The following is a 24205-nucleotide window of genomic DNA, read 5'->3' as shown; positions in this document are numbered from 1 at the left end:
CGTTCAGGATGATCTCGGCCATCGCCATGCCTCAAAACGAAGCCGCCGCGCGAGGCCCGCGCGGCGACGGAAAATCCGCGCCCACTGGGGGCGAAAGGTGCGCGTAGATACACAAAAGCCCTGGCGTACGCAACGGCCTGCGCAACAGGCCGCCGCGCGGAATTCAGCGCGCCCGGGTCGTGCCGGTAGTGGTCGGCGCCGGGCTGGCGGCGATCGCCATCCGGCCGTCCTGCGGCTCGGGCAGGCCGGCGCTCTTGATCAGGCACTTGCCGGTGTCGATCAGCACGTGCTGGCCCAGACAGAAGACGTCCTCATAGTGCGGCTTGGCCACCGCCAGGCACTGATAGAGGTTCAGCTTCGACATGTTCAGGCACGAGGCCGAGGCCGGGTCAGCCAGCATCGGCATGACCTGTTCGAGGTTGGCCTCCTCGCCGTATCCCAGGTTGGCCAGCGCCGCGACGGCCATCGCCCGCACGACGACCGGCGAATAGGGCGGGCTGACCGCCGACGGCGTGACCCCCAGGGCGCCGCCGCCGCCGGCCGCCGCCTGCAGGCGGGCGGTCTCGGCGATCTCGGGCAGGACCGGCGTGGCCGACAACTGCTTGGCCTGCGACAGCCGGGCGTCGCGGCCGGCGACATCGGCCTTGGACCACGGCGAGCGCTGGACGTCGTAGGCCGCCTGTTTCACCAGCCGACCTTGTTCCAGCAGCTTCTGGCCGTCGCCGCCGATGGCGGCGATCACGTGACCGGCGGCGCTGGCCGAGCCCTCGATGCCGATGACGTAGGCCGGATCCTTCATGATCTCATAGGCGACCGTGCGGCGCCGCTCGGCGTCCGCCGCATAGGTGCGCACGCCGGCCCGGAACGCCGGGTCCTGCATCGCCGCGATGGCGCCGTAGGCGATGGCCCCGCGGACGAACTGCTGCGGCTCGTAGGCCGCGCCGACGCGCACGCCGTCGGCCACGTGCGAGCCGTGGGTGAAGGCGGGGGAGATGGCCTGGGCGCGGCTGACATAGGCGCGGTAGGCGGCGGCCTGCTCGATCACCTTCGGTGAAAGCGCGACCGGCGGCGGCGGCGGGGGTGGGGGCGGCGGGGGCGGCGGCGTTTCCGTACAGGCGGCCAGCACCGCGGCGGCGGCGAGCGCGGCGAGGCTCAGGCCCCGGCGGAACGGGAACTTCGACGTCATAAGCAAGCTAGCCTTCCCCCAGAAGATCGGCCCAACGGACAGACAGGGCCGAGCATACATGCCGGGCAGGCGAGATTGTGGCCCCCGCTTGGTAAACTCTTGCTGAGCAAGCTTGGCTGAAACGGGGGCGGAAAAAGTTCCGCGCCCGGCGCGTCAGTCGAAGAGCTTTGAGACGCTCTCTTCGTTGGCGATGCGACGGATGGCTTCGCCGATGAGCGGGGCGCAGGAGACGTGGCGGATCTTGCCGCCTGCGACGATCGGCTGCGGGGCTTCGATGGAGTCGGTGATCACCAGCTCCTTCAGTACGGAGTTCTTCACCCGCTCGATGGCCGCGCCGGACAGCACGCCGTGGGTGACGTAGGCGGAAACCTCGGTGGCGCCGGCGTCGATCAGCGACTGAGCCGCCGAGCAGAGCGTGCCGGCCGAATCGACGATGTCGTCGAACATGATCAGGCGGCGGCCCTGGACGTCGCCGATGATGTTGGCGACCTCGGACTTGGCCGGGCCCGAGCGGCGCTTGTCGACGATGGCGAGGTCGGCGTTCAGCCGGCTGGCCACGGCCAGGGCGCGGACGACGCCGCCGACGTCCGGCGAGACGATCAGCAGTTCGCCGGGCTTCTCGTAATTGGCCTTGATGTCGGCGGCCATCAGCGGCGCGGACTGTAGGTTGTCGGTGGGAATATCGAAGAAGCCCTGAATCTGGCCGGAGTGCAGATCCATCGTCAGGACGCGGTCGGCGCCGGCCCGGGTGATCAGGTTGGCGACCAGCTTGGCCGAGATCGGCGTCCGGCCGCCGGTCTTCCGGTCCTGACGGGCATAGCCGAAGTAGGGCATCACCGCCGTGATCCGCCGCGCCGACGCGCGCTTCAGCGCGTCGATGATGATCAGCAGCTCCATCAGGTTGTCGTTGGTCGGGTAGCTGGTCGACTGCAGGACGAAGACGTCTTCGCCGCGCACGTTCTCGTCGATCGTGACCCAGACCTCGTTGTCGGGGAACCGCTTCACCTGCGCCTTGGTCAGCGGCAGGTCGAGATGGTCGGCTACGGCCTGGGCCAGGGTTTGGTTGGAGTTGCCGGCCAGCAGCTTCATGGTCTTCCCCGCGCCCATCAGGTGATCGCGCGGGCTTGTAGCAGGCGCGGGCCAGCGAGCAAGGGGCAGGCCTAGATTCTGCCTCGCCAATCCGTCCGCAGTGGGATCAGTCGAGCACGATCGCCGACAACAGCCGGCCGAAATCCGGCTCTCCCGCCTTGAAGGCCCGGCGGTTGGAGAAGAAATGGTCTGGCTCGGCACAGGTGTCGCGGCCTATCCACTCGGCGTCGTCGACGCCGGCCGCGGCCAGCCGCGACAGCACGAAGGCCGGCAGGTCGAACATCCGCTTTTCCGGGCTCTGCGCGGCCGAGAAGAACCGCAGGTGGCCGGGGTCCCTGGCGCGGAACGCCTCGAGGAAATCGGCGCCGACTTCGTAGGACGCCGGGCCGATGCACGGGCCGACGACGGCGCGGATGCGGCCGGGTTGAGCCCCGAGCCCCTGCATGCGCGATACGGCGGCCTCGGCGACGCCGGCCAGGGCGCCCTTCCAGCCGGCATGCACCGCGGCGACGATGCGCGCCTCCGGATCGGCCAGCAGGATCGGCGCGCAGTCGGCGGCCAGCGCGCCGACCACGACGCCGGAGGTGGCGGTGACCACGGCGTCGGCATGCGGCGGGCCCAGGGGGAACGGCCCGTCGGCGACCACGGCGTTGGCGGAGTGGACCTGATAGGCGGTGACCAGCGGCCCGCCGAGCTGGACGGCGGCCCGGACGCGGTTCTCCTGCACGGCCTGCGGATCATCGTCGGAGCCGCGGCCGACGTTGAGGCTGGCGTAGATCCCCTGCGAGACGCCGCCGTGGCGCGTGAAGAAGGCGTGGCGCACCCCGGGCAGGTCGAGCCGCGGCGAAGTCAGGACCGGCAGGTCGGTCACGCCGCCGCCCCCTCGAAGGCCGGCGGCGCGAAGTCCGGCGGGTGGATGCAGATGGCCTTGAAGAGAGTCCCCATCTCGTCGGCGGCGACCAGCCGGTGGAGCTGGCGGCCGATCAGGGCGGCGCGCTCCGGCTGGGCGCGGATCAAGGCCTCGGCCCGCTCACCGATGCCGAGGCGGGCCAGGAACTCGGCCTGGGTGAGCAGGGCGCCGGCCGCCCCTTCGGCCGCCGCGGCCGCCAGCACGGCCGGAAAATCGGCGTGGACGGTCAGATCGGCGCGGCCGGGGCTTTCCAGCGGGTGTTCCTTGCGGTGGCGGCGCAGGGCCTGCAGCGTATCGCCGAACCCTGGCGCATCACGTCCGTAGTCGATCAGCAGGGCGGCGCCGCCGTCGTCGACGATGCGCCGGCCGATGTCCGAGCCGAGCGCCGCCTGGGCCGGCGAGTGCTCCCACACCGCACCCTCGGGGGCGTCGGGAAACGGCAGCGGCGGAGCGCCGGCCCGGGCGAAGGCCAGGGCGCCCGTCTCGTCGGTCGCCACCACCTGCTCGGCCCAACCGGCGGCCGTGCGGATGAACTGCCGGGCCGGCAGGCAGTCGAGGAGCTCGTTGGCGACGATCAGCGTCGGGACGCCGCCGGGGACGTCCCCCAGGCGATCCGCCCAGTTGACGGTTTGGCCGAACCGCTCCCGCTGCAGCGCCTTCAGGTATTCGGAGACGTCGACCAGCCAGACCTCCACTGCCTCCAGGAAGCGGGGATCCAGCCGCGCGGCGCGCAACAGGTCGCTCATCAGCGTGCCGCATCCCGGCCCGATCTCGACGAGCCGGACCTTGGCCGGCGCGCCCATGGCCTGCCAGGCAGCCACGCACCAGACGCCGATCAGCTCGCCGAACATCTGGCTGATCAGCGGCGCGGTGATGAAATCGCCGCCTTCGCCCAGCGCCGGGCGGATGGCGTAGTAGCCGTCGTGCGGGTCGAGCAGGCAGCGGGCCATATACTGCGCGACGGTGATAGGCCCTTCGGCGGCGATCTCGGCCGCCAACCGGTCACGCAGGTTCAGGACGGTTCTCCGTCGCCACGGCGGTGGCCGGCGGCAGGGGCTCGCGCATTCCCCGCCAGATCAGCCACAGGCCGAAGAGGATCATCGGGATCGACAGCATCATCCCCATGGTCAGGCCGAACGGGAAGTCGGGCATGTAGGCGTCCGGCTCGCGGACGTTCTCCAGGCTCACGCGGATCAGGCCGTAGCCGGCGAAGAACAGGCCGGCGACGACGCCGCGGCGGTTCAGGAGCTTGGCGCCGTGCGTCGCCCAGATCAGCACGCCGAGAAGCAGCAGCCCCTCGAGCGCGGCCTCATAGAGTTGGCTCGGATGGCGCGGCGAGGGACCGGCGCCGGGGAACACGACCCCCCAGGGCGCCGACGTGGGCCGCCCCCAGAGCTCGCCGTTGATGAAGTTGGCGATGCGGCCAAAGAACAGGCCGAACGGCGTCGCCGCGGTGACGATGTCGCCGAGGCTGAAGAGGTCGATGCGGTTGCGCAGCGCAAAGCCGATCAGGGCGATGAACACCCCGAGGGCGCCGCCGTGGAAGCTCATGCCGCCCTTCCAGACCTGCAGGATCTGCACCGGATCTTCGACGATCAGGCTGGGCGTGTAGAAAATCACGTGGCCGAGGCGACCGCCGACGATGATCCCGAGGGTGACCCACAGCACGAGGTCGTCGATCTGCTCGGAGGTCAGCGGCGGCGCGCGGTTGGTCCAGAGCTTCGGATTGCGCACCAGCCCCACGGCCCAGCGCCAGCCGATGAGGATCCCGGCGACATAGGCCAGCGCGTACCAGCGGATGGCGAAAGGCCCGATCTGGACGAGAACGGGGTCGAAGTCCGGAAAGGGCACGATGCGTGGCGCTCCTGGTGGATTTGCGGCGGAGGTTAGACGAGGCGGCCGGGGGATACAGCCCCCAACTGTCGCTTAGCGCGCCGCGCGTCCTTCCAGCGTCGCGATCGTGAAGTCGGAGGCTAGGACGCAGCGGGCGACGTCGCCGGCCGTCGAGACCGTGGCCGGCTGGCCCACGCCGGGCGCGAAGTACCAGTCGCCCTTCGCGGTCGTGACCTTCAGGACGCTGGGGGAGGTGAAGGCGCAAACCGCATAGGTCTTCAGCGGGCCCTTGCGGTCGGCGGCGGTGACGCATTCAACATGGCCGTGCTGTCGCACGAAGGTCCCGTTCAAGTACTGCACGCCCTGCAGCCGCCGGTAGTGCGCGGCCTCGAACTCGCCGGCGGTAAGGGTCGGACAGGCCGGCGCGCCGGCGTGCGCCGCGGCCGAGGCCGCGATGCTGCGCTCGCGCTCCTTGATGAAGGCGCCGCCGAACATCCAGGCCGCCAGGGCGAAGAAGCACGCGACCGCGAACGCCAGCGGCAGCGCCCAGAGCAGCCGCCGTTGAACCGCCGGTCTCACATCGGATCCTTGTCGTAGGTCGGCAGGGCCTGGGGCAGGCGTACCCAGGCATGGCGGCGGCATTCGTAGACCGAGAGCTCGGGCGGCGGAAATTCCGGGTCGGCGAACGCCCCGACGGCGACGCAGACAAAGCCGTCGTCTCCGGTCTCGGTATGGAAGACCGACGTCCCGCAGTCCGGACAGAAGCGGAAGCGGAACTCGGCGCCCTGGTCGCCCTTGCGGACGTACTCGCGCGCCTCGCCCGCCACGGTCCAGGGCTCGGCGAAGGTCGCCAGCGTGGCGAAGACGCTGCCGGTGCGGCGCTGACAGGCCAGGCAGTGGCAGACGCCGACGCCCAAGGGCTCGCCGTTGACCTCGATCCGGAGCTGGCCGCAGGCGCAGGCCGCGTTGCGCGTCGTCATGACGGGCTAGAAAGCACGGGTCCGTGCGACGGACACGACAGAAATCCGGATAGCGGGTGGAGAAGCCCTCCCGCCTCCCCCGGCCTTGCCGGGCGGCGCGGCGCAAGCCAGAGCTTTGCGGGTCGCTCGAACCCGGGAGCCCCCATGCCCTCGCTCTGGATCTTCGTCTCGCCGGTCCTGCTGCTGGTCGTCTCGAACGTCTTCATGACCTTCGCCTGGTACGGCCATCTGAAGGTCGAGCATCGGCCGATCTGGCTGATCGTGCTGATCAGCTGGGGCATCGCCTTCTTCGAGTACTGCCTGGCGGTGCCGGCCAACCGCATCGGCCGACTGGCCTACGAGCCGGCCGAGCTCAAGGCGATGCAGGAGGTGATCACCCTGGCGGTCTTCGCGGTGTTTTCGGTCGCCTACCTCGGAGAGCGGCTGACCCTGAACCACGGCGTCGGCTTCCTGTTGATAGCCGCCGGCGCCTGGTTCGTCTTCAAGGGTCCCTTCGCCGGCTAGTTGGCCTTCGGCTTCATGCTGACCAGCACGCCGACCAGACCCTGGCCGCGCCAGCTGTAGCTGCTGCCGGCCGGGATCAGCAGGGTGTCTCCGGCCGCGACCTCGGTGCTGGCGCCGCCTTCGGTGAACACCGCCCGGCCGGCGGTGACGGCCAGATAGCGGAAGTCGGGGCTATTGGAGACCGAGCCCTGGTCGTCGGCCCGCCAGGCGACGACGCGCGAGCCTTCGTCGGTGGCGAGATAGACGTGCTCACGGCCGCCCGCCGCGGCGGCGAACCGGCTGGCGTCCACCTCGGCCGGGTTGAGCGGCATGGCGTCGGGCGTCTTGTCGGCCGCCTCGCCCGTGGCCGGGAACAGCACATAGTGGTCGACATAGCCGGCGGCGTCGCGGGCGGTATTCGGCCGGCGGGCCGCGAAGAACAGCACATCGCCCTTCGTGACCGGGTGGGCCTTGCCGCCCTTGTCGACCCAGGTGTTCTGGCCGGCCTGGACGTGGACCACTTCGGCCTGTGTTGGCTGCGAAATCCGGTATTGTCGGCCGTTCAGGCCGAACACGCCGGTGCGCCCCGGGGCCTCGATGGCGACGGGGGCGGAGAGCATGTCCATGCTGCCGGCCTTGGTCGTGCGCAGCCCCGCCGCCTTGGCCGGATCGGCAGGCAGCTTCACCAAGGGCCCGGCCCCCGCGGCCGACCCGAAGCAGAGCATCGCGGCGATCGCCAGTATCCCAAATCCGCTACGCATGTTTCCTCCCACCCGACTGTCGCGGTTTCGACGCGAGCCTAGCCTACCCTGGCCGGTCGCGAAACTTCGGGCCCCGCCCGACGTTGAAGCTTGAGCAATCGTCCGGATCCCATGCACCGCACCCTTTCCCTGATCCTCTGCCCCCTGCTGTTCGGGGCGGGTCTTTCGGCCTGCGCCACCGCGCCGGTGCGCAACTCCGGCCAGCTGTCCAGCTACGACGGCCTGACCGCGAAGGAGGGAACCCTGCGCGCCAAGGTGTCCGAGCGGCGCAACGCCCTGGCCCCGGACGCCATCCGCCGGGTGGCGATCGAGCCGCCGCAGCTGGTCGCCGGGCCGGACACGGACTGGATGTCCGAGGACGAGAAGGCCCTGATGCTGCGCGAGGTCGCCGCCCAGCTGTGCTTCGAACTGACCGAGCGTTTCGACCTGGCGGCGCCGGGCGAGACCCCGGACGCCCGGGTGCGGGCCTGGGTCACGCGGGTGAAGCCGACCGGCAAGGTCGGCTCGACCATGGCGGCCGCCGCCGGCTTCTTCATCCCGGGGCCCATCGGACTGCGCGTGCCCGGGACCCTCGGCGGGTTCAGCGGCGAGGCCGAGATGGTCGACGGCGACGGGCGTCAGATTGCGGCGACGGTCTGGGCGCGCAACGCCACGGCGGTCGGCGCCGACAACCCCTCGCTCAGCCGGATCGGCGACGCCCTGCAGTTCGTCGAGCCGTTCGCCGACGACGCGGCGAAGGTGATGACGCCCGACGGCTTCAAGGGCCGCCCCGTGCCGACGCCCGATCCCTGCGCCGAATACGGTCCGCGCCTGCGGCCGGAAGGCTGGCTGGCCAAGTTCGCGACCGGCCTCTACGTGCCGCAGCTCAGCGGCGCGCGGGGCGAGGCTCCGCGGTGAGCGCGGCGCGCAAGGCCGCGACCGTCGCCGCGGTCGGCCTCGCCATCGCCTCGCCGATCGCCCAGGCGGTCAGCGGCTGGGGCCTCGACCAGGCGGAGTTCGCCGCCCAAGGGGACTCGACCCTGCGAGCGGCCGGCTGGGCGTTCTCGATCTGGACGTTGATCTACGCCGGCCTCCTCGCCTACGCCGCCTACCAGTCGCGCACGGACCGGCCGGTGGCGCGGGCGCTGGGCTGGCCGGCGGCGGCGGCGATCGCCGGCTGCGGCCTGTGGATCTGGGCCTCGGCGGCCGACGTCCGCTGGGCGACGGTGGCGATTATCGTCGCCAGCGCCGCGGCGGCCGTGACCGCCGTCCTGCGGGCGCGGGACCGGGCGGAGGACCTCAAGGACCGGCTGCTGGCGCTATGGCCCCTGGCGCTGCTGGCCGGCTGGCTGACCATCGCCTCGGCGGTGAACATCCTGACCGTGCTGACGGCCGAAGGGCTGGTCGGCGACGCGAGCCGACCGGCGGCCTACGCCGGCGTCGCCGCGGTGCTGCTCGCCGCCCTGGCGATGCTGCGGGCCGGGGCCTCCAGCGTTTACGCCATCCCGGTCGCCTGGGGCCTGATCGGCGTCTGGGCCGGGGAGCGCGCGGACAAGCCGGCCGTCGCCGCTTCGGCCGTCGCGGCGGCCGTCGTCATCGTGGCTTACGGCGCTTGGCGCGCCCGCCCGAGGCGTCAGGTGGCAATCTGACCGCAGACGCCATATATGCGGAACAGGCGGAAGCACCCGCCGTTTCGAGTAGACGATGCAGACTCAGAACCCTTTCCTGGACGAGATGGCGAAGCTGACCACCGCGGCCATGGGCTTGGCCCAGGCGGCGGGAGAGGAGGCCAAGGCGGCCATGCGCTCGCAGGCCGACCGCGTCGCCGCCGAGTTTGACCTCGTACGCCGAGACGACTTCGACGCGCTGAAGGCCGAGCTGGCCGCGCTCCGCCTTGAGGTCGCCGAGCTGCGCGCCGCCGCGGCGCCGGCGGCGGAAGGGCCAGCAGCCTGAGATATCCCCAGCACATCGCGGCGCGGCTCGCCCGTCACAAGAACGCGGTGGACCGGCGGGACGCAAACAGGACTAACCTCAGTATCGCAGGCGATTCGGGTGCGAGGCGTCGCACCCAGCCCTTGCGAAAGGACCTCGGGTCTCATGGACAACATCACCCAGTCTGACGACACCGTCCTCCTCGGGAACGATCCGCTGGACGTGGTCGAACATGTGCTGACGGCGGAGAACCTGCCGTTCGACCGTACGGAAGACGGGGACCTCGCCTTCGCCCTGGCCGGCGACTGGAAAGACTACGAACTCTGGTTCGCCTGGCGGCCGGAGGGCGACTGCCTTCAGCTGTGCTGCTCGATCGACCTGACCGTGGCCGCCGACCAGCGCGCCGCCGCCCTCGATCTGATCAACGCCATCAATCCGCGCGTCTGGCTCGGCCACTACGAGCTGTGGGAGGACGGCGAGATCATCTTCCGTCACGGCATGGCGCTGATGACCGGCGAGCAGCCGAGCCTGGCTCAGGCCGCGGCGATGATCGACGTGGCGGTCGAGGCGGCCGATCGCTTCTACCCGGCCTTCGACTTCCTGGTGCGCGGCGCCAAGTCGCCCCAGGACGCGATCGCCGCCTGCATGTTCGAGACCGTCGGCGAAGCCTGACGATCGCGGCCGAAACGGCCTCGCTTGGAGTCGGCGCGACCGCTAGGGTCGCGCCGATGACCACAACGATCCTGATGTTGGGCGCCGGTCGCATGGGCGGCGCCATGATCGAAGGCTGGCGCAGGGCCGCCGCCTTCGCCCCCGCCGACCTCATCCTGCGCGATCCCCACCCGTCGCCGGCCGCCGAGGCCGCGGCGGCGGACGGAGCCGCCCTCAACCCGCCGAACGCCGACCTCGCCCGGGCCGGGACGGTCCTGCTCAGCGTCAAGCCGCAGATGTGGAAGGCGGTGGCCGCCGAGACCGCCGGGCTGCTCGCGCCGGACGCGGTGATCGTGTCCGTGGCGGCCGGCGTGCGGGCGGCCGACATCGCCGCCGCCTTCGGCGGCCGACGGGTTGCGCGGGTCATGCCGACCACCGCCGTGGCGATCAATCAGGGCACGGCGAGCGTTTACGCCGACGATCCGGAGGCCCTCGCCAGGGCGCGGGCGCTGTTCGCGCCGCTCGGCGCGGTGGTGACGCTCGCTGACGAGGGTCTGATGCACGCGGCGACCGCGGTGTCCGGCTCGGCCCCGGCCTATCTCTACGCCTTCGTCGAAGCCCTGGAGGGCGCGGGCCAGGCCGCCGGCCTTCCCGCCGAGGAAGCCAGGCGCCTCGCCCGGGCGACTCTGACCGGGGCGGCCGCCCTCCTGGCGGAGACCGGCGAAGAGCCGGCCGAGCTTCGCCGCCAGGTGACCTCGCCCGGCGGCACGACCGAGGCGGCGCTGAACGTGCTGCTGAGCGACAGCGGCCTGCCGGCCTTGCTGCGTGAGGCGGTGACCCGCGCCGTAAAACGCTCGAAGGAGTTGGGCGCCTAGCCCGGGAGCCGCACTACTGCGCGCAGTCCCCCCAGCGGCGCGCGGTCCAGGGTGATGTCGCCGCCATGGGCGCGGGCGATGTCGCGCGCGACGGCGAGGCCGAGCCCGACCCCCTTGGTGTTCTGGTTCCGGGACGGGTCCAGCCGTACGAAGGCTTTGAAGGCCTCCTCGTACCGCTCGGGCGGAATGCCGGGCCCATCGTCGTCGACGACGATCTCGACCCCGCCGGTCGCGCGGGCCTGGGCGGTCAGGGCGACGCGCCGGCCGTGGGCGGCGGCGTTGGTGGCGAGGTTCGACAGCGCTCGTCGCATGGCGTTCGGGCGCAGCGCAGCGGTCAGCTGCGGGTCGGCCTCGATGGAGACCTTGGCGCCGGCTTGGCGCGCGTCGTCGGCGACAGCGGCCAGCAGCTCCCGCAAGCCGACCTCCGCGGTCGCCTCGCCCCCCTCGCCGCGGGTGAAGGCGAGGTACTCGTCGATCATCTGCTCCATCTCGGAGAGGTCACGCTTCATGGCCTCGGCGCCGGTCGACGGCGGCGAGAGCGCAAGCGCCAGTTTCAGCCGGGTGAGCGGGGTGCGCAGATCGTGGCTCACGGCGGCCAGCAGGGTGGTGCGCTGGTCGATATGCCGCTGGATGCGGCTGCGCATGTCGAGGAAGGCGGTGGCGGCGCGACGCACCTCGCGCGCGCCATGCGGCTTGAAGGCGACGAGGTCCTCGCCCCGCCCGAAAGCCTCGGCGGCGTTGGCCAGGCGCTCGATGGCGCGCACCTGGTTGCGGATGAACAGAATGGCGACGCCGGTCAGCAGCACCGTCGCGATGGTCATCCACAGGACGAAGATATGGCCCTGGGTGGCGAACGCGCGTTCGCGCGGGGCCAGAACCCGCAGCACGCCGCCGGGCGCGGCGACGCGGATGTCGACGTAGGCCGGATAGCGGGTGGTGTCGAACCAGAATGGCGCGTCGAGGCGCGCCTCCAGCGCGCGCTCCAGCGAGCGGTCGATCGGCGCGAAGAACGGCTCGAACAGCACCGGCGGATCGCGCCGACGCTGGGGCAGGGCCCGGCCCGGCTGCAGGGCGATCGACAGGCCCATCGAGTCCTCGGCCCGGGCCGCGAGGCGGGCGAGGGCCTGCGGACTGGGGTCTTCCTCATAGCTCTCGACGGCCCAGGCGATGTCCCCGGCCAGGCCTTCGGACAGGCGGGCGGTGACCGTCTGCCAGTGGGCGTCGAAGAACACGTAGGTGACGGCGACCTGCATCAGCGCCACCGGCAGGACGATGATCAGCAGTGAACGGCCGAACAGGGTCTTGGGCAGCTGGCGCTTGAACCAGCGGGCCAGAACGCGGGGCGGGGTCAGGCGCATGGGGCGCGCCCCCTCCGTCGCTTCGCGCCACCTCCCCCGCAGGCGGGGGAGGAGCGGGTCGGCGCATTTCGCTCCTCCCCCGTGGAGCGGGGGAGGTGGCCCGCAGGGCCGGAGGGGGCGATAGCGCCAACCATCAGTCCGGCGCCAATCGATATCCCACGCCGCGCACGGTCTGCAGGTAGCGCGGCGTCTTGGGATCGTCCTCGATCTTGCGGCGCAGGCGGGTGACCTGGACGTCGACGGCGCGGCCCGAGGGATCGACGGTGCCGCGGGCCAGCTCCAGCCGGTCGACCGGCTCGTGCGGGGTGCGGGCAAGCTGGCGCAGCAGGGCGACCTCGGCCTCGGTGATCCGCACCGCTTCGCCGTCGCAGATCAGTTCGCCGCGGTCGGCGTCGAACTGGCAGCGGCCGAGGCTCAACGGGCCGGGGCCCTGCGGCCGGTCCTGGGCCCGGCGCAGGATCGCCTCGATGCGCAGGACCAGCTCCTCCGGCTCGAACGGCTTGGCGAGGTAGTCGTCGGCGCCGAGCTTCAGGCCTTCGATCCGGTCGCCCGGCTCGCCGCGGGCGGTCAGCATCAGCACCGGCGTGCGGCCGGCCCGGCCGCGCTGTTCGCGCAGCCAGCGCACCAGCGAGAACCCGTCCTCGCCCGGCATCATCACGTCGAAGACCGCCAGGTCGAAGTCGAAGCTTTCGATCAGCTTGCGCGCCGATGGCCCGCCCGACGCCGCCGTCACCCGGAAGCCGGCGCGGGCGAGATATTCCTTCAAAAGGTCGCGGATGCGGTCGTCGTCGTCGACGATCAGCAGGTGGCGGGCCTTGCGGGCCGAGGCGGCGATCTCGAGGCTCATCCCGCGCCGCTCCCCCGGGTGCGCGAGCCGGCCAGGGCGGCGAGCACCCGCCGCGCCCCGGGCACGCCGTCGAGGCCCGCTGTGCGATAGGCGCGGGCCAGCTGCCCGCGCAGCCGCTCGGTGACGGCGCCTTCGAACGCGATCCCCTTGGCGGTCAGGGCGGCGGTGCGGCGGCGACCGTCGAAGTCGCCGGCGGTCTTTTCCACCAGGCCCTTCGCGGCGAGGTCGACGAGGATGCGGCTCGCGGCCTGTTTCGACAGGCTGGTCAGGCGGGCGAGCTCTTGCACCCCGACCCCGGGCCGGCGCCGCAACAGGAACGCCGCGCGCCAGTGCGAGCGACCAAGGCCGAGGCCCTCGGCCTCCAGCCCGGCGTCGACCCCTGCCCACACGGCCGCCTCGGCGAGCATCAGCAGTTCGACGCCGGCGTCGAGCTCGTCGTCGCGCAGGATCAGGCGCGGATCGGCCGGTGTGATCACTTCACGCGCCCATTTTGTTTGACGCGCGACCGATGGGGCGGTTCAAGGGGGCCTCTTTGAAAGGAGGTCGCACCCTCATGTCTGTTGTTCCCTTCGACGATCGCGACGGTTGGATCTGGCTGGACGGCCAGTTCGTGCCCTGGCGCGAGGCGAAGGTGCACGTACTCACCCACGGCCTGCACTATGCGTCGGCCGTGTTCGAGGGTGAGCGGATGTACGGGGGTGAGATCTTCGAGCTGACCGCGCATACCGAGCGTCTGTTCGCGTCCGCCGAGATGCTGGACTTCCAGATTCCGTTCACGGTGGCCCAGATCGATCAGGCCTGCAAGGACACCTGCGCCAAGAACGGCCTGACCGACGCCTATATCCGCCCGATCGCCTGGCGCGGCTCCGAGATGATCGGCGTCGCGGCGCAGAACACCAAGATCCACGTCGCCATCGCGGTGTGGGACTGGCCGAGCTATTTCAAGCCGGAAGAGAAGGCGAAGGGCGTTCGTCTGACCTGGGCCAAGTACAAGCGTCCGAGCCCGGAGACCGAGCCGGTCCACGCCAAGGCCACCGGCCTCTACATGATCTGCACCATCTCCAAGCACGCCGCGGAGAAGGACGGGTTCACCGACGCGATGATGCTCGACTACCGCGGCTACGTGGCCGAGGCGACGGGCGCCAACGTGTTCTTCGTCAAGGACGGCGTGCTGCACACCCCGACCCCGGACTGCTTCCTCAATGGCATCACTCGCCAGTCGGTGATCAAGCTGGCGAAGAGCAAGGGCATCGAAGTGGTCGAGCGGCACATCAAGCCGGAGGAACTCGCCGGCTTCTCGGAGTGCTTCATCGTCGGCACCGCGGCCGAGGTGACGCCGGTCAGCCTGATCGGCGAGTACAGCTTCACCCCGGGCGCTATCTCGCTGAGCCTGATGGACGACTACGCCCGCATGGTCCGCCGCGAGACCGTAGCGGCCTGACGTCTTTTCCTCTCCCGTTCTACGGGAGAGGAACTAGACCAACCAGGTCCGCGGCCGCGGATAGGCCTCGTCCCGTGCCAGATAGATGACGCCGACGACGCAGCGGACGGCGAACCAGACGCCGATCAGGCCCCAGATCACCCAGCTCAGCGCCAGCATGGGCAGGCCGATCAGCACGAAGCTCAGCGGCACGCCGAAGACGAACAGCAGGCCGCCGATCGCCGCCCAGGCGAAGGTCATCCAGAACGTCCGGACCTGGAAGTCGTAGTGGCTCCGCGCCTTGGGGTCGGCTCGACCCCGCTGCGCATAGGCGATGATCGCGCCGAGCGGCGCGGTGATCACGGTGGCGAAGGCCAGCAGGTAGAGGCCGTAGACCACGGCGGGCAGGGTGCGCTCCTCGGCGGTCGAGGTCACGAGCGGTTCGGTCATGGACGCCTCATATTGGAAGGATGTGCCCCTTCCGGCGGAGGATTCAAGCTAGCGCACCGCGGTGACTTCCACCCCGGCGCCGGCGGCGTGGGGGGCCAGGGCCATCGGCTTCACCACGCGGACCCGCGCGCGGGTCACCCGCGGGTCGGCGAGGCAGGCGCGGGCCAGGCGCTCGGCGTACGCCTCGACGAGGCCGATGTGGCCCTCGGCGGCGACGTCGCGGGCGGCCTGCAGGATGGTCTCGTAGTTCAGCGTGTCGGCCAGCCGCTCGGCGCCGGCGACCGGCACGTCGAGCTCGACGTCGACGATCAGCGGCTGGTGGCGGCCCTTCTCGTGGCCATAGACGCCGATCTGGGCGTCGACCTCTATGCCCGTGACGAAGACCTTGGTCATCACCACCCGGGCGTCGGCGGCGGGGGACAGGGCCTCATCGGAACGGGGTGCGGCGACCACGGGCGGCCCTCAATTCTTCCAGGCCAGGTGCTGGCCGGAGTCGACGGCGATCATCTGGCCCGTGACCGCCGGAGCGTCAATCAGGTAGCGCAGCGCCGCGGCTATATCCTGCGGGCTGACGGGCCGGCCCATCAGCGTGGCGGCCGCCTCGGCCTCGAACGCGGCTTGGTCCTGGTGGATCGAGGGCAGGGTGGGGCCGGGACCGATGCCGTTGACCCGCACACGCGGCGCCAGCGCCTGGGCCATCAGCCGCGTCGCCTCCCATAAGGCGGCCTTGCTCAGCGAATAGGAGAAGAACTCGGGCGTCGGGTTCAGCACACGCTGGTCGAGCAGGTGGACGATCAGCCCCTCGCGGTCGTCCGGCAGCCGGCGGGCGAAGGCCTGCGACAGCACCAGCGGCGCCCGCAGATTGGTCTCGAGGTGCAGGTCCCACGACGCGCGGTTCATGTCCGCGAAGGCGTCGGGTTCGAAGACGCTGGCGCAGTTCACCAGCAGGGTGACCGGGCCGAGCTCGGCCTCCGCTTCGCCGGTCAGGGCGACGACGGCCGATTCCTTGCGCAGGTCGCAGGCCAGGATCGCGGCCCGGCGGCCGCGGGCGCGGACTTCGCCGGCGGCGGCCTCGGCGTCGTCGCCGGGCTCGCGCACGTGGATGGCGACGTCGTAGCCGGCGTCGGCGGCGGCGCTCACCAGCGCCCGGCCGATGCGCCGCGCGCCGCCGGTGATGAGCGCGGCGCCGCGGCTGGTCATGTCGTCAGACCCGGTCCGCCGCTCAGTCGAGGCGGCCGAATTCGTAGAAGTTCAGCGCGCCGATCACGACGATAAAGGCGAGGATGGTGTAGATCCCGATCATGGTCGGCTCCGAACTCAAGATGTAAGCCCGGCTTTAGCGAGGCCGGGCCGGGCCTGCAAGACGCTCAGGCCGGCTTGAAAGCGGCGATCAGCGCCTGGAGTTCCGGCTCGTCGACCGCCGCGGCGGCGTCGGCCGGCGCGGTCCACTGCCTGTCGCGCTGGCCTTTCTCTGGCCAGGCGTCGGCCTCGCGCTCGACACGCAGCGCATAGACCGTGACCTTGACGTGCTGCAGCCGGCCGCTCGCCAGGCGCTTGTCGTAGTGGAAGGCGCCGAGCTTCTTCTTGGCGACGTCGCCGCTCACCCCGGCCTCTTCGTAGGCTTCGCGCGCGGCCGTCTTGGCGGCGGTCAGGCCCTTGATCGGCCAGCCCTTGGGGATCACCCAGCGCCGCGTCTCGCGCGAGGTGATCAGCAGCACCTCGACCGCGCCGTCGGCGTTGCGCCGCCAGGGCAGGGCGGCGAACTGGTCGCGCGGCTCACGGTCCGGCTCGGCCCTCAACTTCGGGGTCTTGGGCTTGGCGGCCTTGGCCTTGCTTTTCGCCATCAGCCGAACAGCCGGTCGCCGAGCCGGGCGAGGAAGTAGAAGCCCGCGCCCATCAGCGCCGCGGCCGGCAGGGTGATCACCCAGGCCCAGACGATCCGCCCCGCCACGCCCCAGCGGACGGCCGACACCCGCCGGGCCGCCCCGACGCCGACGATGCAGCCGGTGATGGTGTGGGTGGTCGACACGGGAATGCCCAGGTTCGTGAAGAAGAACAGCGCCAGCGCCCCGCCGGTTTCCGCGCAGAACCCCTGCTGCGGCGACAGCCGCGTGATCCGCGAGCCCATGGTGTGGACGATGCGCCAGCCGCCCATCAGCGTACCGAGCCCCATCGCCGCCTGGCACGAGATGACCACCCAGAACGGCACGTGGAACTCTCCGCCCAGCTGGCCGTGCGAGTAAAGCAGGACGGCGATGATCCCCATGGTCTTTTGGGCGTCGTTGCCGCCGTGACCCAGGGAGAACAGCGAGGCCGAGACGAACTGCAGCTTGCGGAACGCGGAGTCCGCAAAGGCCGGCGTGCTGCGCAGGAAGGTCCAGGAGACGATCAGTACCAGGGTCAGGGCGAGCAGGAAGCCGAGGGTCGGCGAGATGACGATGCCGGCGGCGGTCTTGATCACGCCGCTCCAGACGACCGGGTCGAGCCCGGCCTTGGCCATGCCCGCCCCCAACAGTCCGCCGATCAGGGCGTGCGACGAGGAGGAGGGGATGCCGAGCAGCCAGGTCAGAACGTTCCAGGTGATCGCCCCCCCCAGCGCCCCGAAGATCACCGCGTCGGAGATGATCTGGGCGTCGATGATCCCCTTGCCGACCGTGCTGGCGACATGCAGCGGGAAGACCAGAAAGGCGATGAAGTTGAAGAACGCCGCCCACATCACCGCATAGTTGGCCGGCAGGACGCGCGTCGAGACGATGGTGGCGATGGAATTCGCCGCGTCGTGAAGGCCGTTCAGGAAGTCGAACGCCAGCGCGACCGCGATGAGGACGATGAGGAGAACGCCGGCGTCGACCACGCGGCGCTCCTCAGAGGTGCTCGATCAGCACGCCGCTGATCTTGTTGGCGACGTCCTCGAACCGGTCGACGACCTTTTCCAGATGGTCGTAGATCTCCGCCCCGACGATGAACGCCATCGGGTCGGCGCGGGCCGGGCCGCGATAGAGCGCCGCCATGCCCTGGTCGAACAGCTGGTCCGAATCCTCCTCCAGCCGGGTCACCTCTTCGGCGATGGCGTGCAGGCGGGTGGCGTTGTTGCGCAGCGCCCGCAGCAGCGGCACGGCTTCGGCGGTCAGGTCGGCGGAGCGGACGATGACGTCGCCCAGGGTGACCATGTGCGGCTGGAATTCGCGCTGGTCGAACAGGGTCACCGCCTTGGCCGTCTTGTGCATCTGGTCGATGGCGTCATCCATCGAGCTGATCAGCTCGCGAATGTCGCTGCGGTCGAATGGGGTGATGAAGGTGCGGCTGACTGCTTGCATGACCCGGCGGGTCACGGCGTCGGCGGCGTCCTCGTGCCGGGCGACCTCGGCGCAGTGGGCGGCCACGTCGGGTCCGCCCTCCAGCATGCGGCGCAGCGCCTGCGCCCCGGCGCAGAGGGTGCGCGAATGCTCCTCGAACAGGTCGAAGAAGCCTTCCTCGCGCGGCATCAACGCCTGGAACCACCTCAGCATACGGACAATCTCCCCGCGGATGGCGAGCCTCTAGGCGTTTGTGACAGCCCTGTGAAGGTGCTTTGCGGACGCGCCGCCGCTTGCCCGGCGGGCGGCGGCGGCCCATCTGGGACCGATGCCCGTTTCCGCCGCCTACCGCCCCGATCCGAGGTTCCCCGCGCTGGGCGAGGAATTCGCCGATCCGGTGGCCGCCGCCGACTTCCCGAAGACCATTCTGCGCTACCGAAACAACCGGGCGGCGGCCGGCGTCGGCCTCGATTCGCTGAGCGACGAGGAGTGGATCGCCCATTTCGGCCGCTTCGCTCCCCTGCCGGACAACATCGACCCGCCCCTGGCGCAGCGCTATCACGGCCACCAGTTCCGGGTTTACAACCCCGAGCTCGGCGACGGCCGCGGCTTCTTGTTCGCCCAGCTACGCGAGGCCGGAACGGACCGGCTGCTCGACCTCGGGACGAAGGGATCGGGCAAGACCCCCTGGTCACGCACCGCTGACGGCCGGCTGACCCTGAAGGGCGGGGTCCGGGAGGTGCTGGCGACGGCGATGCTGGAGGCGCTGGGCGTGCCGACCTCGCGCACCTTTTCCCTCGTCGAGACCGGCGAGAACCTGGTGCGCGGCGATGAGCCGAGCCCCACCCGGTCCTCGGTCCTGGTGCGGCTGTCGCACAGCCACATCCGCTTCGGCACCTTCCAGCGCCACGCCTTCTTCCAACGCGCCGACCGGATTCAGGCGCTGACCGACCACGTGGTCGAGACCTACTATCCGGAGCTGTCCGACGCGGCGGACAAGGGCGCGGCGCTGCTGGGCGCCGTCGTGGCGCGGATGGCGCGGCTGACCGCCCGCTGGATGGCGGCCGGCTTCGTCCACGGTGTCCTCAACACCGACAACATGAGCCTGACCGGCGAGAGCTTCGACTACGGTCCGTACCGCTTCCTGCCACGCTCGGACCCGGCGTTCACAGCCGCCTACTTCGACCAGACCGGTCTCTACGCCTTTGGCCGTCAGCCCGAGGCGGTATTCTGGAACCTGCAGCAGCTTGCCGGCTGCCTGACCCTGATCGGCGAGACCGAGCCGCTGGTGGCGGCGCTGAACGCCTTCGGCCCGGCCTATCGGCGCGAACTCTCCGCGGCCTTGCTGGCGCGGCTTGGCCTGACGCCGAACGACGAGGACACCGACTTCGCCCTCAGTCAGGCGCTGCTGAAGGGCATGGCCGCCGCCGGCGATCGGGTGCGCTGGGAGCCGGTGTTCTTCGACTGGTTCTGCGGATCCACGCACCGCGCCCTGGCCGGTCCGCGGGGCGAAGTCTACGGCGAGGCGCCGTTCGTGGAGTTCCGCCGCCTGCTCGCCGATTACACCCCCGACCGGCCCGAACGGCTCACGCACCCGATGTTCGGCAAGGCCGAGCCCGAAGAGCTCCTCTACGACGAGATCGAAGCCATCTGGGAGCCGATCGCCGCCGACGACGACTGGAGCGAATTCGAGGCTAAGCTGGCGCGCATCGAGGCCGTCCGCCTGGGCTGGGGCCTGCCCGCGCAGGGAACCTAGACGCCGCCGTCCCATTGCCCTGCCATGGGAACCGGCTGGAAACCTGCGCTCCGCTGGCTCGGGACCGTGCCGCTGCCGGTCCTCTTTCTGCTTTATGTGTTCGGCGTGCTCGGCTGAGCGCGCGGGCGGGTCGCCCATTGCGCCAGCACCACGCCGCTCAGCGCGATCGCGGCCCCGAGCCCCTGAAGCGGCCCCAACGCCTCGGCGAACAGCAGCCAGCCGAGCAAGCCGGCGACGATCGGCTGGACCAGGACCACCACCGAGGCCGTGGAGGTCGGCAGTCGGCCGAGGGCCCAGGCGATCGCCCCTTGTCCGAACACATGGGTAAGCCCCAGCCCGACGCAGGCGGCCCAGCCGCCGAGGCTCAGGGGGAGAATCTGCTCGCCCAACATCAGGGCGGCGACCAGCATGATCGGCGCGCCAACGATGCTCGACCAGACCATCAGCCGCCCGGCGCTTGTGGTGCGACGGCCCGCGCCGATGGCCAGCATGTAGAGGGCGTACCAGAAGGCCGTGGCCGCCGATAACAGATCGCCCAGCGGCTCGTTGATCCCGGCCGCCCCGGAGCCTTTCGCCAGCGCCATGGTCCAGGCGCCGCCGACGGCCAGGGCGACGGCTGCCAGGAACTGCAGGCGCGGCCGCTCGCGCAGGAAGATCCAGGCGAACAGCGTGACCACGACCGGCGTCAGGTTCGACAGCACCGTCGCCTTGGCGACCGTCGTCAGCTGGATGCCGTAGTGCCAGAAGATCAGGTCGCCTGCGAACATCACCCCGGCGATGGCGCCGAGCCCGGTCGGACGCCCGGGCCCGCCTTCGGTCCGCCAGGTCATGGCCAGCAGCAGCGGCACGGCGAAGAACAGCCGCCAGAAGGCGGCGGCGGCCGGGCCGGTGTCGGCCAGCCGAAAGAGGATCGGCGAGACGCCGATCACGCATGCCCCGAACAACAGGGCGGCGATGGCCCGCCAGCGCGGGGTGGCGTCACTCAAATCCCATCTCCCGGAAAAGCTCGTCCGGCGTCACCCCCGCGGCGCGCAGTTCGCGCAGGGTCTCGGCGCGGTCGCGCTTGGCGTAGCGGCGGCCGTCGGCTCCGGCCAGCAGCCGATGGTGCCGGTAGGCCGGAACGGGCAGGCCAAGCAGCGCCTGCAGAAGGCGCTGGACGTGGGTCGCCTCGAACAGGTCCTCGCCGCGGATGACATGGGTGACGCCCTGCAGGGCGTCGTCGTGGACCACGGCCAGATGATAGGCGACGCCGACATCCTTGCGGGCCAGCACGACGTCGCCGCCGAGCGCCGGCCGCGCGGCGACCGTGCCGCGGTCCTCGTCGTGGAAGCTGAGCTGCCCAAAGCCGCCGAGTTCACGGTCGGCGGCGTCGAGCGACAGCCGCCAGGCGTAGGGCGCGCCGGCGGCCAGGCGTGCGGCCTCCTCGTCGGCGGACAGCGGCGCGCCGCGGAACGCTTCCATCGGCCCGTGCGGGGCGCGGCCGATCTCCTCGGCGACCTCCTTGCGGGTGCGGAAGCAGCGGTAGATCAGGCCGCGCGCCGCCAGGGCGTCGAGATCGGCCCGATAGTCGGCGAGGTGATCGGACTGGCGGCGAACCGGGGTCTCCCACTCGATCCCGAGCCAGGCGAGGTCCTCGAAGATCGCCGCCTCGTATTCCGGGCGGCATCGGGTGGCGTCGATGTCCTCGATCCGCAGCAGGAAGCGACCGCCGGCCGATCTCGCGGCGCGCCAGGCGGTCAGGGCCGAGAACGCGTGGCCCCTGTGCAGCCAGCCGGTCGGCGAGGGGGCGAAACGGGTGACGAAGCTCACGACCTAAGGGTCGCGCGGCGCGACGCCCAGCCGGCCGAGCACCGCCTGGAGGAAGGCGTCCTCGCCGCCGACCTCGGCGCGCAGCCGGTGGAAGTGCTTGAAGGCGGCCATCTCGGCCAGGCCATGGGCCGCGCACCAGGCGGCGACGATGGCGAGTTCCAGATCCAGAGGCGCCTCGGCCGTGTCGGCGGCGGTCAGGAAGGCGCGACGGACCTTGGCGTGGGCCGAATCCTCGGCCTCGTCGGGGATCGACGGGCGGTCGCGGGCGGCGTCGTACATCACGCGGTAGAGCGCCGGATGGGCGCGGGCGTAGCGAACGTAGGCGACGCCGGGGGCGCCGGCGCCCTCGTGCTCCGCGGCCACGGCGTCCATGATGTCGCCGAGCTCGTCCCACCCCTGGTCGGCGATGGCCTGGAGCAGTTCGCTCTTGTCCTTGAAGTGGTGGTAGGGCGCCGCCGGGCTGACGCCGGCCTCGCGCGCCACCGCGCGCAGCGACAGGGCCGTCGACCCCTCGGCCTCGACCAGCCGACGGCCGGCCTCGACCAGCGCGCGACGCAGGTCGCCGTGGTGGTAGGACCGAGTCGCGGACGGCTCACTGTCACTCATTGGCCACACCCTTGGGCGCCAATCTGAGCGCCGTCAAGATAAACTTGACAGTGATTAGATGGCGGCCTATCTAAGCACCGTTCAAATAACAAAACAGCCCCGCTTCTCCTCCCCGGGAGGCAGGGGTCTTAAACTGAAAGGTGTGTGTCTCATGACTCTCGCAACCAACAATCTCGGCCGCTTCTTCGATCGCATCGCTCCGGCCCTGCTGCTGTTCCTCGGCTTCACCGCCGCGGGCGCCACGGCGGCTCTCGGCGCGTAAGTTCGGACAGGTGTCCGCAGACGGATAAGGGCCCCGCTCCCCCGGGGCCCTTTTTTGTGCCTGACGCTATTCCGGGTCTGCGTCATGGAGATGTCTCCGAATCCCCGCTATCGTCACCTCGCAGCCGATCCGGCTGTTGCGTTCTGTGTGACGGAGGCTTGGTCTTCAGTCCGGTAGCGTACGATAGATGGGCGGATCCCCGTCCCTGGCCGCTTGGCCCGCCGATCCCTGGCCCCTCAGACCACGGGAGGGCCGGCGATGCAGGTGCTTAGCCGGCCGCCTTCGGGCTGGCCCTGTCTCGTGCTCAACGCCGACTTCAGGCCGCTCAGCTACTACCCGCTGTCCCTCTGGCCTTGGCAGGAGGTGATCAAGGCGGTGTTCCTCGACCGCGTCGACGTCGTCTCGACCTACGACCAGAAGGTCCACTCCCCCTCCTTCGAAATGCGCCTGCCCAGCGTCGTGGCGCTCAAGAACTATGTGGCCCAGGACCGGCCCCCGGCCTTCACCCGCTTCAACCTGTTCCTGCGCGACGCCTTCTCTTGCCAGTACTGCTCCGCCGGCGAGGACCTGACCTTCGACCACGTCATCCCGCGCTCGCGCGGCGGCCGCACCACCTGGGAAAACATCGTCACGGCCTGCGCGCCCTGCAACCTCGCCAAGGGCGGCCGCACCCCGGCCGAGGCGCACATGCAGCCCCATCACAAGCCGCGCCGCCCCACTGCCTTCGAGCTCCAGGAACGCGGCCGACGCTTCCCGCCGCACCACCTCCACGAAAGCTGGCTCGACTACCTCTACTGGGACATCGAACTCGAGGCCTGAGCCCGCGCCGACGCGCTCAAAGTTAGGCCTCGGAACCTCCCCGCTGCGCCGTGCTTGCTGCAAGAGGCTTTAGGAGTCTCCCATGAGCGACGATCCGGTGAACCGGCCGCCTGGCGGCGACGGCGAGGCGCGAGGGACCGGCTACGGCGCCGGCGGCCTAGGCAGCGGCCAGGACCGCGCCGCTGGCAAGCGACCCCAGGCCTGGGATGCGCCCGGCGTCACGCCCGGCGGCGAGCGTACGGGATCGTCGACGGATGGTCCGCGCATCCCGCAGGACGGGGAGGCCGACCCCGACTAACGCCACCCTTGCGCTGCCCCCGTCTTCAGTAAAGATGCGCCACTTGAAGAACGGGCGGGGGCCTCATGAGGGCGCAGGGTTGGATGGCGGCGGCCGGGCTCGCCGCGGCGATGCTGGTCGGCGGTTGCGGCGGCGGCGACGGGGCCAGGATCGGGGCCGATCCCGGCGAGTGGCGCACCTACGGCCGTACCTACGACGAGCAGCGCTTCTCGCCGCTCAACCAGGTCAACCGTGGGACGGTCGGCAAGCTCGGCGTCGCCTGGTGGGCGGAGTTCGACACCGACCGCGGCCAGGAGGCGACGCCGCTGGTCGCCGACGGGGTGATCTACACCACCACCGCCTGGTCGAAGGTCCACGCCTTCGACGCGCGCACCGGCGCGAAGCTGTGGAGCTATGATCCGAAGGTCCCCGGCCAGTCCGGCCTCAACGCCTGCTGCGACGTGGTCAACCGCGGCGCGGCCCTGTGGGACGGCAAGGTTTTCTTCGGAACCATCGACGGGCGGCTGATCGCCCTCGACGCCAAGACGGGCAAGCCCGTGTGGGACGTCCAGACCACCGACCGCAGCCGGCCCTACACCATCACCGGTGCGCCGCGGGTGGTGAAG

The 24205-nt window shown here is 70.9% G+C and carries 31 protein-coding genes; 11 read left to right on the top strand and 20 right to left on the bottom strand.

Annotated elements, in window-relative coordinates:
- Positions 1–163: 163 nt before the first annotated feature.
- From ACILRF_RS06320 to ACILRF_RS06290, 7 genes are all read right to left on the bottom strand, one after another.
- The gene (locus tag ACILRF_RS06320; protein ID WP_395671428.1) at positions 164–1186 is read right to left on the bottom strand and encodes a hypothetical protein; all 1023 of its coding nucleotides are present in this window, start codon (positions 1184–1186) and stop codon (positions 164–166) included.
- A gap of 153 nt (positions 1187–1339) precedes the next feature.
- Complete coding sequence (locus ACILRF_RS06315) at positions 1340–2275, bottom strand: ribose-phosphate pyrophosphokinase (protein ID WP_395671427.1); 936 nt, start codon at positions 2273–2275, stop codon at positions 1340–1342.
- Positions 2276–2381: 106 nt separating this feature from the next.
- Positions 2382–3146 carry a peptidoglycan editing factor PgeF gene (pgeF, locus tag ACILRF_RS06310; RefSeq protein WP_395671426.1) on the bottom strand — a complete coding sequence of 255 codons (765 nt, stop codon included), beginning with the start codon at positions 3144–3146 and terminating at the stop codon, positions 2382–2384.
- Complete coding sequence (locus tag ACILRF_RS06305) at positions 3143–4201, bottom strand: class I SAM-dependent methyltransferase (RefSeq protein WP_395671430.1); 1059 nt, start codon at positions 4199–4201, stop codon at positions 3143–3145. The genes pgeF and ACILRF_RS06305 overlap by 4 nt, the downstream gene beginning before the upstream one ends.
- Positions 4188–5036: a prolipoprotein diacylglyceryl transferase gene (gene lgt, locus ACILRF_RS06300; RefSeq protein ID WP_395671425.1), complete on the bottom strand. Its 849-nt coding sequence runs from the start codon at positions 5034–5036 to the stop codon at positions 4188–4190. Before lgt ends, ACILRF_RS06305 begins: the two co-directional genes overlap by 14 nt.
- 75 nt (positions 5037–5111) lie before the next feature.
- Entirely contained in the window at positions 5112–5597 is a 486-nt protein-coding gene (locus ACILRF_RS06295) for a hypothetical protein (protein WP_395671424.1), read from the bottom strand.
- On the bottom strand, positions 5594–5998 hold the full coding sequence (locus tag ACILRF_RS06290; protein WP_395671423.1) for a GFA family protein: 405 nt from the start codon (positions 5996–5998) through the stop codon (positions 5594–5596). The genes ACILRF_RS06295 and ACILRF_RS06290 overlap by 4 nt, the downstream gene beginning before the upstream one ends.
- A 144-nt stretch (positions 5999–6142) precedes the next feature.
- On the opposite strand from ACILRF_RS06290, the gene ACILRF_RS06285 reads away from it, so the two are divergent.
- Complete coding sequence (locus ACILRF_RS06285; protein ID WP_395671422.1) at positions 6143–6502, top strand: DMT family protein; 360 nt, start codon at positions 6143–6145, stop codon at positions 6500–6502.
- Here ACILRF_RS06285 and ACILRF_RS06280 read toward each other — a convergent pair.
- Positions 6499–7242: a hypothetical protein gene (locus ACILRF_RS06280; RefSeq protein WP_395671421.1), complete on the bottom strand. Its 744-nt coding sequence runs from the start codon at positions 7240–7242 to the stop codon at positions 6499–6501. The genes ACILRF_RS06285 and ACILRF_RS06280 overlap by 4 nt on opposite strands.
- Before the next feature lie 90 nt (positions 7243–7332).
- On the opposite strand from ACILRF_RS06280, the gene ACILRF_RS06275 reads away from it, so the two are divergent.
- The 5 genes from ACILRF_RS06275 (at position 7333) to proC (ending at position 10679) form a co-directional block, all read left to right on the top strand.
- Complete coding sequence (locus ACILRF_RS06275; protein WP_395671420.1) at positions 7333–8139, top strand: DUF3313 domain-containing protein; 807 nt, start codon at positions 7333–7335, stop codon at positions 8137–8139.
- On the top strand, positions 8136–8870 hold the full coding sequence (locus ACILRF_RS06270; protein WP_395671419.1) for a hypothetical protein: 735 nt from the start codon (positions 8136–8138) through the stop codon (positions 8868–8870). The genes ACILRF_RS06275 and ACILRF_RS06270 overlap by 4 nt, the downstream gene beginning before the upstream one ends.
- A gap of 55 nt (positions 8871–8925) precedes the next feature.
- Positions 8926–9174, top strand: coding sequence for an accessory factor UbiK family protein (locus ACILRF_RS06265; RefSeq protein WP_395671418.1), 249 nt, complete (start codon positions 8926–8928; stop codon positions 9172–9174).
- Between the two features lie 144 nt (positions 9175–9318).
- Positions 9319–9825: a YbjN domain-containing protein gene (locus ACILRF_RS06260; protein ID WP_395671417.1), complete on the top strand. Its 507-nt coding sequence runs from the start codon at positions 9319–9321 to the stop codon at positions 9823–9825.
- Between the two features lie 56 nt (positions 9826–9881).
- A complete protein-coding gene (proC, locus tag ACILRF_RS06255) occupies positions 9882–10679 on the top strand; it encodes a pyrroline-5-carboxylate reductase (protein ID WP_395671416.1) in 798 nt (265 codons plus the stop codon).
- Here proC and ACILRF_RS06250 read toward each other — a convergent pair.
- From ACILRF_RS06250 to ACILRF_RS06240, 3 genes are all read right to left on the bottom strand, one after another.
- The gene (locus ACILRF_RS06250; RefSeq protein WP_395671415.1) at positions 10676–12037 is read right to left on the bottom strand and encodes an ATP-binding protein; all 1362 of its coding nucleotides are present in this window, start codon (positions 12035–12037) and stop codon (positions 10676–10678) included. The two genes, proC and ACILRF_RS06250, sit on opposite strands and share 4 nt — an antisense overlap.
- A 133-nt stretch (positions 12038–12170) precedes the next feature.
- Positions 12171–12884, bottom strand: coding sequence for a response regulator (locus ACILRF_RS06245; protein ID WP_395671414.1), 714 nt, complete (start codon positions 12882–12884; stop codon positions 12171–12173).
- Positions 12881–13360, bottom strand: coding sequence for a MarR family winged helix-turn-helix transcriptional regulator (locus tag ACILRF_RS06240; RefSeq protein WP_395671413.1), 480 nt, complete (start codon positions 13358–13360; stop codon positions 12881–12883). Before ACILRF_RS06240 ends, ACILRF_RS06245 begins: the two co-directional genes overlap by 4 nt.
- A gap of 77 nt (positions 13361–13437) precedes the next feature.
- On the opposite strand from ACILRF_RS06240, the gene ACILRF_RS06235 reads away from it, so the two are divergent.
- Positions 13438–14325, top strand: coding sequence for a branched-chain amino acid aminotransferase (locus ACILRF_RS06235; protein ID WP_395671412.1), 888 nt, complete (start codon positions 13438–13440; stop codon positions 14323–14325).
- Between the two features lie 33 nt (positions 14326–14358).
- Here the strand turns inward: ACILRF_RS06235 and ACILRF_RS06230 are convergent, their stop codons facing one another.
- From ACILRF_RS06230 to ACILRF_RS06205, 6 genes are all read right to left on the bottom strand, one after another.
- Positions 14359–14754, bottom strand: coding sequence for a DUF4870 family protein (locus tag ACILRF_RS06230; RefSeq protein ID WP_395671411.1), 396 nt, complete (start codon positions 14752–14754; stop codon positions 14359–14361).
- 48 nt (positions 14755–14802) lie between these two features.
- Entirely contained in the window at positions 14803–15147 is a 345-nt protein-coding gene (gene folB / locus ACILRF_RS06225; RefSeq protein ID WP_395671429.1) for a dihydroneopterin aldolase, read from the bottom strand.
- A gap of 69 nt (positions 15148–15216) precedes the next feature.
- Positions 15217–15954, bottom strand: a complete 738-nt coding sequence (locus tag ACILRF_RS06220) for an SDR family oxidoreductase (RefSeq protein WP_395671410.1) — start codon at positions 15952–15954, stop codon at positions 15217–15219.
- Positions 15955–16121: 167 nt separating this feature from the next.
- Entirely contained in the window at positions 16122–16598 is a 477-nt protein-coding gene (locus ACILRF_RS06215; RefSeq protein ID WP_395671409.1) for an NUDIX hydrolase, read from the bottom strand.
- Positions 16598–17608 (bottom strand): anion permease, encoded by a 1011-nt coding sequence (locus ACILRF_RS06210; protein ID WP_395671408.1) that lies wholly within the window; start codon positions 17606–17608, stop codon positions 16598–16600. Before ACILRF_RS06210 ends, ACILRF_RS06215 begins: the two co-directional genes overlap by 1 nt.
- A 10-nt stretch (positions 17609–17618) precedes the next feature.
- Positions 17619–18263, bottom strand: a complete 645-nt coding sequence (locus tag ACILRF_RS06205) for a DUF47 domain-containing protein (RefSeq protein ID WP_395671407.1) — start codon at positions 18261–18263, stop codon at positions 17619–17621.
- 115 nt (positions 18264–18378) lie between these two features.
- Here ACILRF_RS06205 and ACILRF_RS06200 point away from each other — a divergent pair, with 115 nt between their 5' ends.
- Positions 18379–19806, top strand: a complete 1428-nt coding sequence (locus ACILRF_RS06200; protein ID WP_395671406.1) for a protein adenylyltransferase SelO — start codon at positions 18379–18381, stop codon at positions 19804–19806.
- Positions 19807–19898: 92 nt separating this feature from the next.
- Here ACILRF_RS06200 and ACILRF_RS06195 read toward each other — a convergent pair whose 3' ends face one another.
- Genes ACILRF_RS06195 through ACILRF_RS06185 form a run of 3 tightly spaced genes read right to left on the bottom strand, consistent with a single transcriptional unit; the run spans position 19899 to position 22221 of the window.
- Entirely contained in the window at positions 19899–20792 is an 894-nt protein-coding gene (locus tag ACILRF_RS06195; protein ID WP_395671405.1) for a DMT family transporter, read from the bottom strand.
- Complete coding sequence (gene gluQRS, locus ACILRF_RS06190) at positions 20785–21615, bottom strand: tRNA glutamyl-Q(34) synthetase GluQRS (RefSeq protein ID WP_395671404.1); 831 nt, start codon at positions 21613–21615, stop codon at positions 20785–20787. The genes ACILRF_RS06195 and gluQRS overlap by 8 nt, the downstream gene beginning before the upstream one ends.
- A gap of 3 nt (positions 21616–21618) precedes the next feature.
- Positions 21619–22221 (bottom strand): TetR/AcrR family transcriptional regulator, encoded by a 603-nt coding sequence (locus tag ACILRF_RS06185; RefSeq protein WP_395671403.1) that lies wholly within the window; start codon positions 22219–22221, stop codon positions 21619–21621.
- 520 nt (positions 22222–22741) lie between these two features.
- On the opposite strand from ACILRF_RS06185, the gene ACILRF_RS06180 reads away from it, so the two are divergent.
- The 3 genes from ACILRF_RS06180 to ACILRF_RS06170 form a co-directional block, all read left to right on the top strand.
- Positions 22742–23302, top strand: a complete 561-nt coding sequence (locus ACILRF_RS06180) for an HNH endonuclease (RefSeq protein ID WP_395671402.1) — start codon at positions 22742–22744, stop codon at positions 23300–23302.
- Between the two features lie 82 nt (positions 23303–23384).
- Entirely contained in the window at positions 23385–23600 is a 216-nt protein-coding gene (locus tag ACILRF_RS06175; RefSeq protein WP_395671401.1) for a hypothetical protein, read from the top strand.
- 65 nt (positions 23601–23665) lie between these two features.
- Positions 23666–24205: PQQ-binding-like beta-propeller repeat protein (locus tag ACILRF_RS06170; RefSeq protein ID WP_395671400.1), on the top strand; the 540-nt coding region annotated here is incomplete at its 3' end.

Source organism: Phenylobacterium sp. (genome assembly GCF_044236515.1).
Taxonomy (GTDB): Bacteria; Pseudomonadota; Alphaproteobacteria; order Caulobacterales; family Caulobacteraceae; genus Phenylobacterium.
Note: the sequence above shows the minus strand (reverse complement) of the source record. Positions and strands in the feature narration are given on the sequence as shown.

Excerpts from the sequence above, each read along its gene's own strand:
- ACILRF_RS06200 (WP_395671406.1), top strand. The coding sequence starts at position 18,379 with ATGCCCGTTTCCGCCGCCTACCGCCCCGATCCGAGGTTCCCCGCGCTG.
- ACILRF_RS06280 (WP_395671421.1), bottom strand. The coding sequence starts at position 7,242 with ATGCGTAGCGGATTTGGGATACTGGCGATCGCCGCGATGCTCTGCTTC.
- ACILRF_RS06185 (WP_395671403.1), bottom strand. The coding sequence starts at position 22,221 with ATGAGTGACAGTGAGCCGTCCGCGACTCGGTCCTACCACCACGGCGAC.
- ACILRF_RS06260 (WP_395671417.1), top strand. The coding sequence starts at position 9,319 with ATGGACAACATCACCCAGTCTGACGACACCGTCCTCCTCGGGAACGAT.
- ACILRF_RS06250 (WP_395671415.1), bottom strand. The coding sequence starts at position 12,037 with ATGCGCCTGACCCCGCCCCGCGTTCTGGCCCGCTGGTTCAAGCGCCAG.
- ACILRF_RS06245 (WP_395671414.1), bottom strand. The coding sequence starts at position 12,884 with ATGAGCCTCGAGATCGCCGCCTCGGCCCGCAAGGCCCGCCACCTGCTG.
- ACILRF_RS06235 (WP_395671412.1), top strand. The coding sequence starts at position 13,438 with ATGTCTGTTGTTCCCTTCGACGATCGCGACGGTTGGATCTGGCTGGAC.
- ACILRF_RS06320 (WP_395671428.1), bottom strand. The coding sequence starts at position 1,186 with ATGACGTCGAAGTTCCCGTTCCGCCGGGGCCTGAGCCTCGCCGCGCTC.
- ACILRF_RS06265 (WP_395671418.1), top strand. The coding sequence starts at position 8,926 with ATGCAGACTCAGAACCCTTTCCTGGACGAGATGGCGAAGCTGACCACC.
- proC (WP_395671416.1), top strand. The coding sequence starts at position 9,882 with ATGACCACAACGATCCTGATGTTGGGCGCCGGTCGCATGGGCGGCGCC.
- ACILRF_RS06290 (WP_395671423.1), bottom strand. The coding sequence starts at position 5,998 with ATGACGACGCGCAACGCGGCCTGCGCCTGCGGCCAGCTCCGGATCGAG.
- ACILRF_RS06315 (WP_395671427.1), bottom strand. The coding sequence starts at position 2,275 with ATGAAGCTGCTGGCCGGCAACTCCAACCAAACCCTGGCCCAGGCCGTA.
- ACILRF_RS06220 (WP_395671410.1), bottom strand. The coding sequence starts at position 15,954 with ATGACCAGCCGCGGCGCCGCGCTCATCACCGGCGGCGCGCGGCGCATC.
- ACILRF_RS06180 (WP_395671402.1), top strand. The coding sequence starts at position 22,742 with ATGCAGGTGCTTAGCCGGCCGCCTTCGGGCTGGCCCTGTCTCGTGCTC.
- ACILRF_RS06205 (WP_395671407.1), bottom strand. The coding sequence starts at position 18,263 with ATGCTGAGGTGGTTCCAGGCGTTGATGCCGCGCGAGGAAGGCTTCTTC.
- ACILRF_RS06175 (WP_395671401.1), top strand. The coding sequence starts at position 23,385 with ATGAGCGACGATCCGGTGAACCGGCCGCCTGGCGGCGACGGCGAGGCG.
- folB (WP_395671429.1), bottom strand. The coding sequence starts at position 15,147 with ATGACCAAGGTCTTCGTCACGGGCATAGAGGTCGACGCCCAGATCGGC.
- ACILRF_RS06215 (WP_395671409.1), bottom strand. The coding sequence starts at position 16,598 with ATGGCGAAAAGCAAGGCCAAGGCCGCCAAGCCCAAGACCCCGAAGTTG.
- ACILRF_RS06230 (WP_395671411.1), bottom strand. The coding sequence starts at position 14,754 with ATGACCGAACCGCTCGTGACCTCGACCGCCGAGGAGCGCACCCTGCCC.
- ACILRF_RS06285 (WP_395671422.1), top strand. The coding sequence starts at position 6,143 with ATGCCCTCGCTCTGGATCTTCGTCTCGCCGGTCCTGCTGCTGGTCGTC.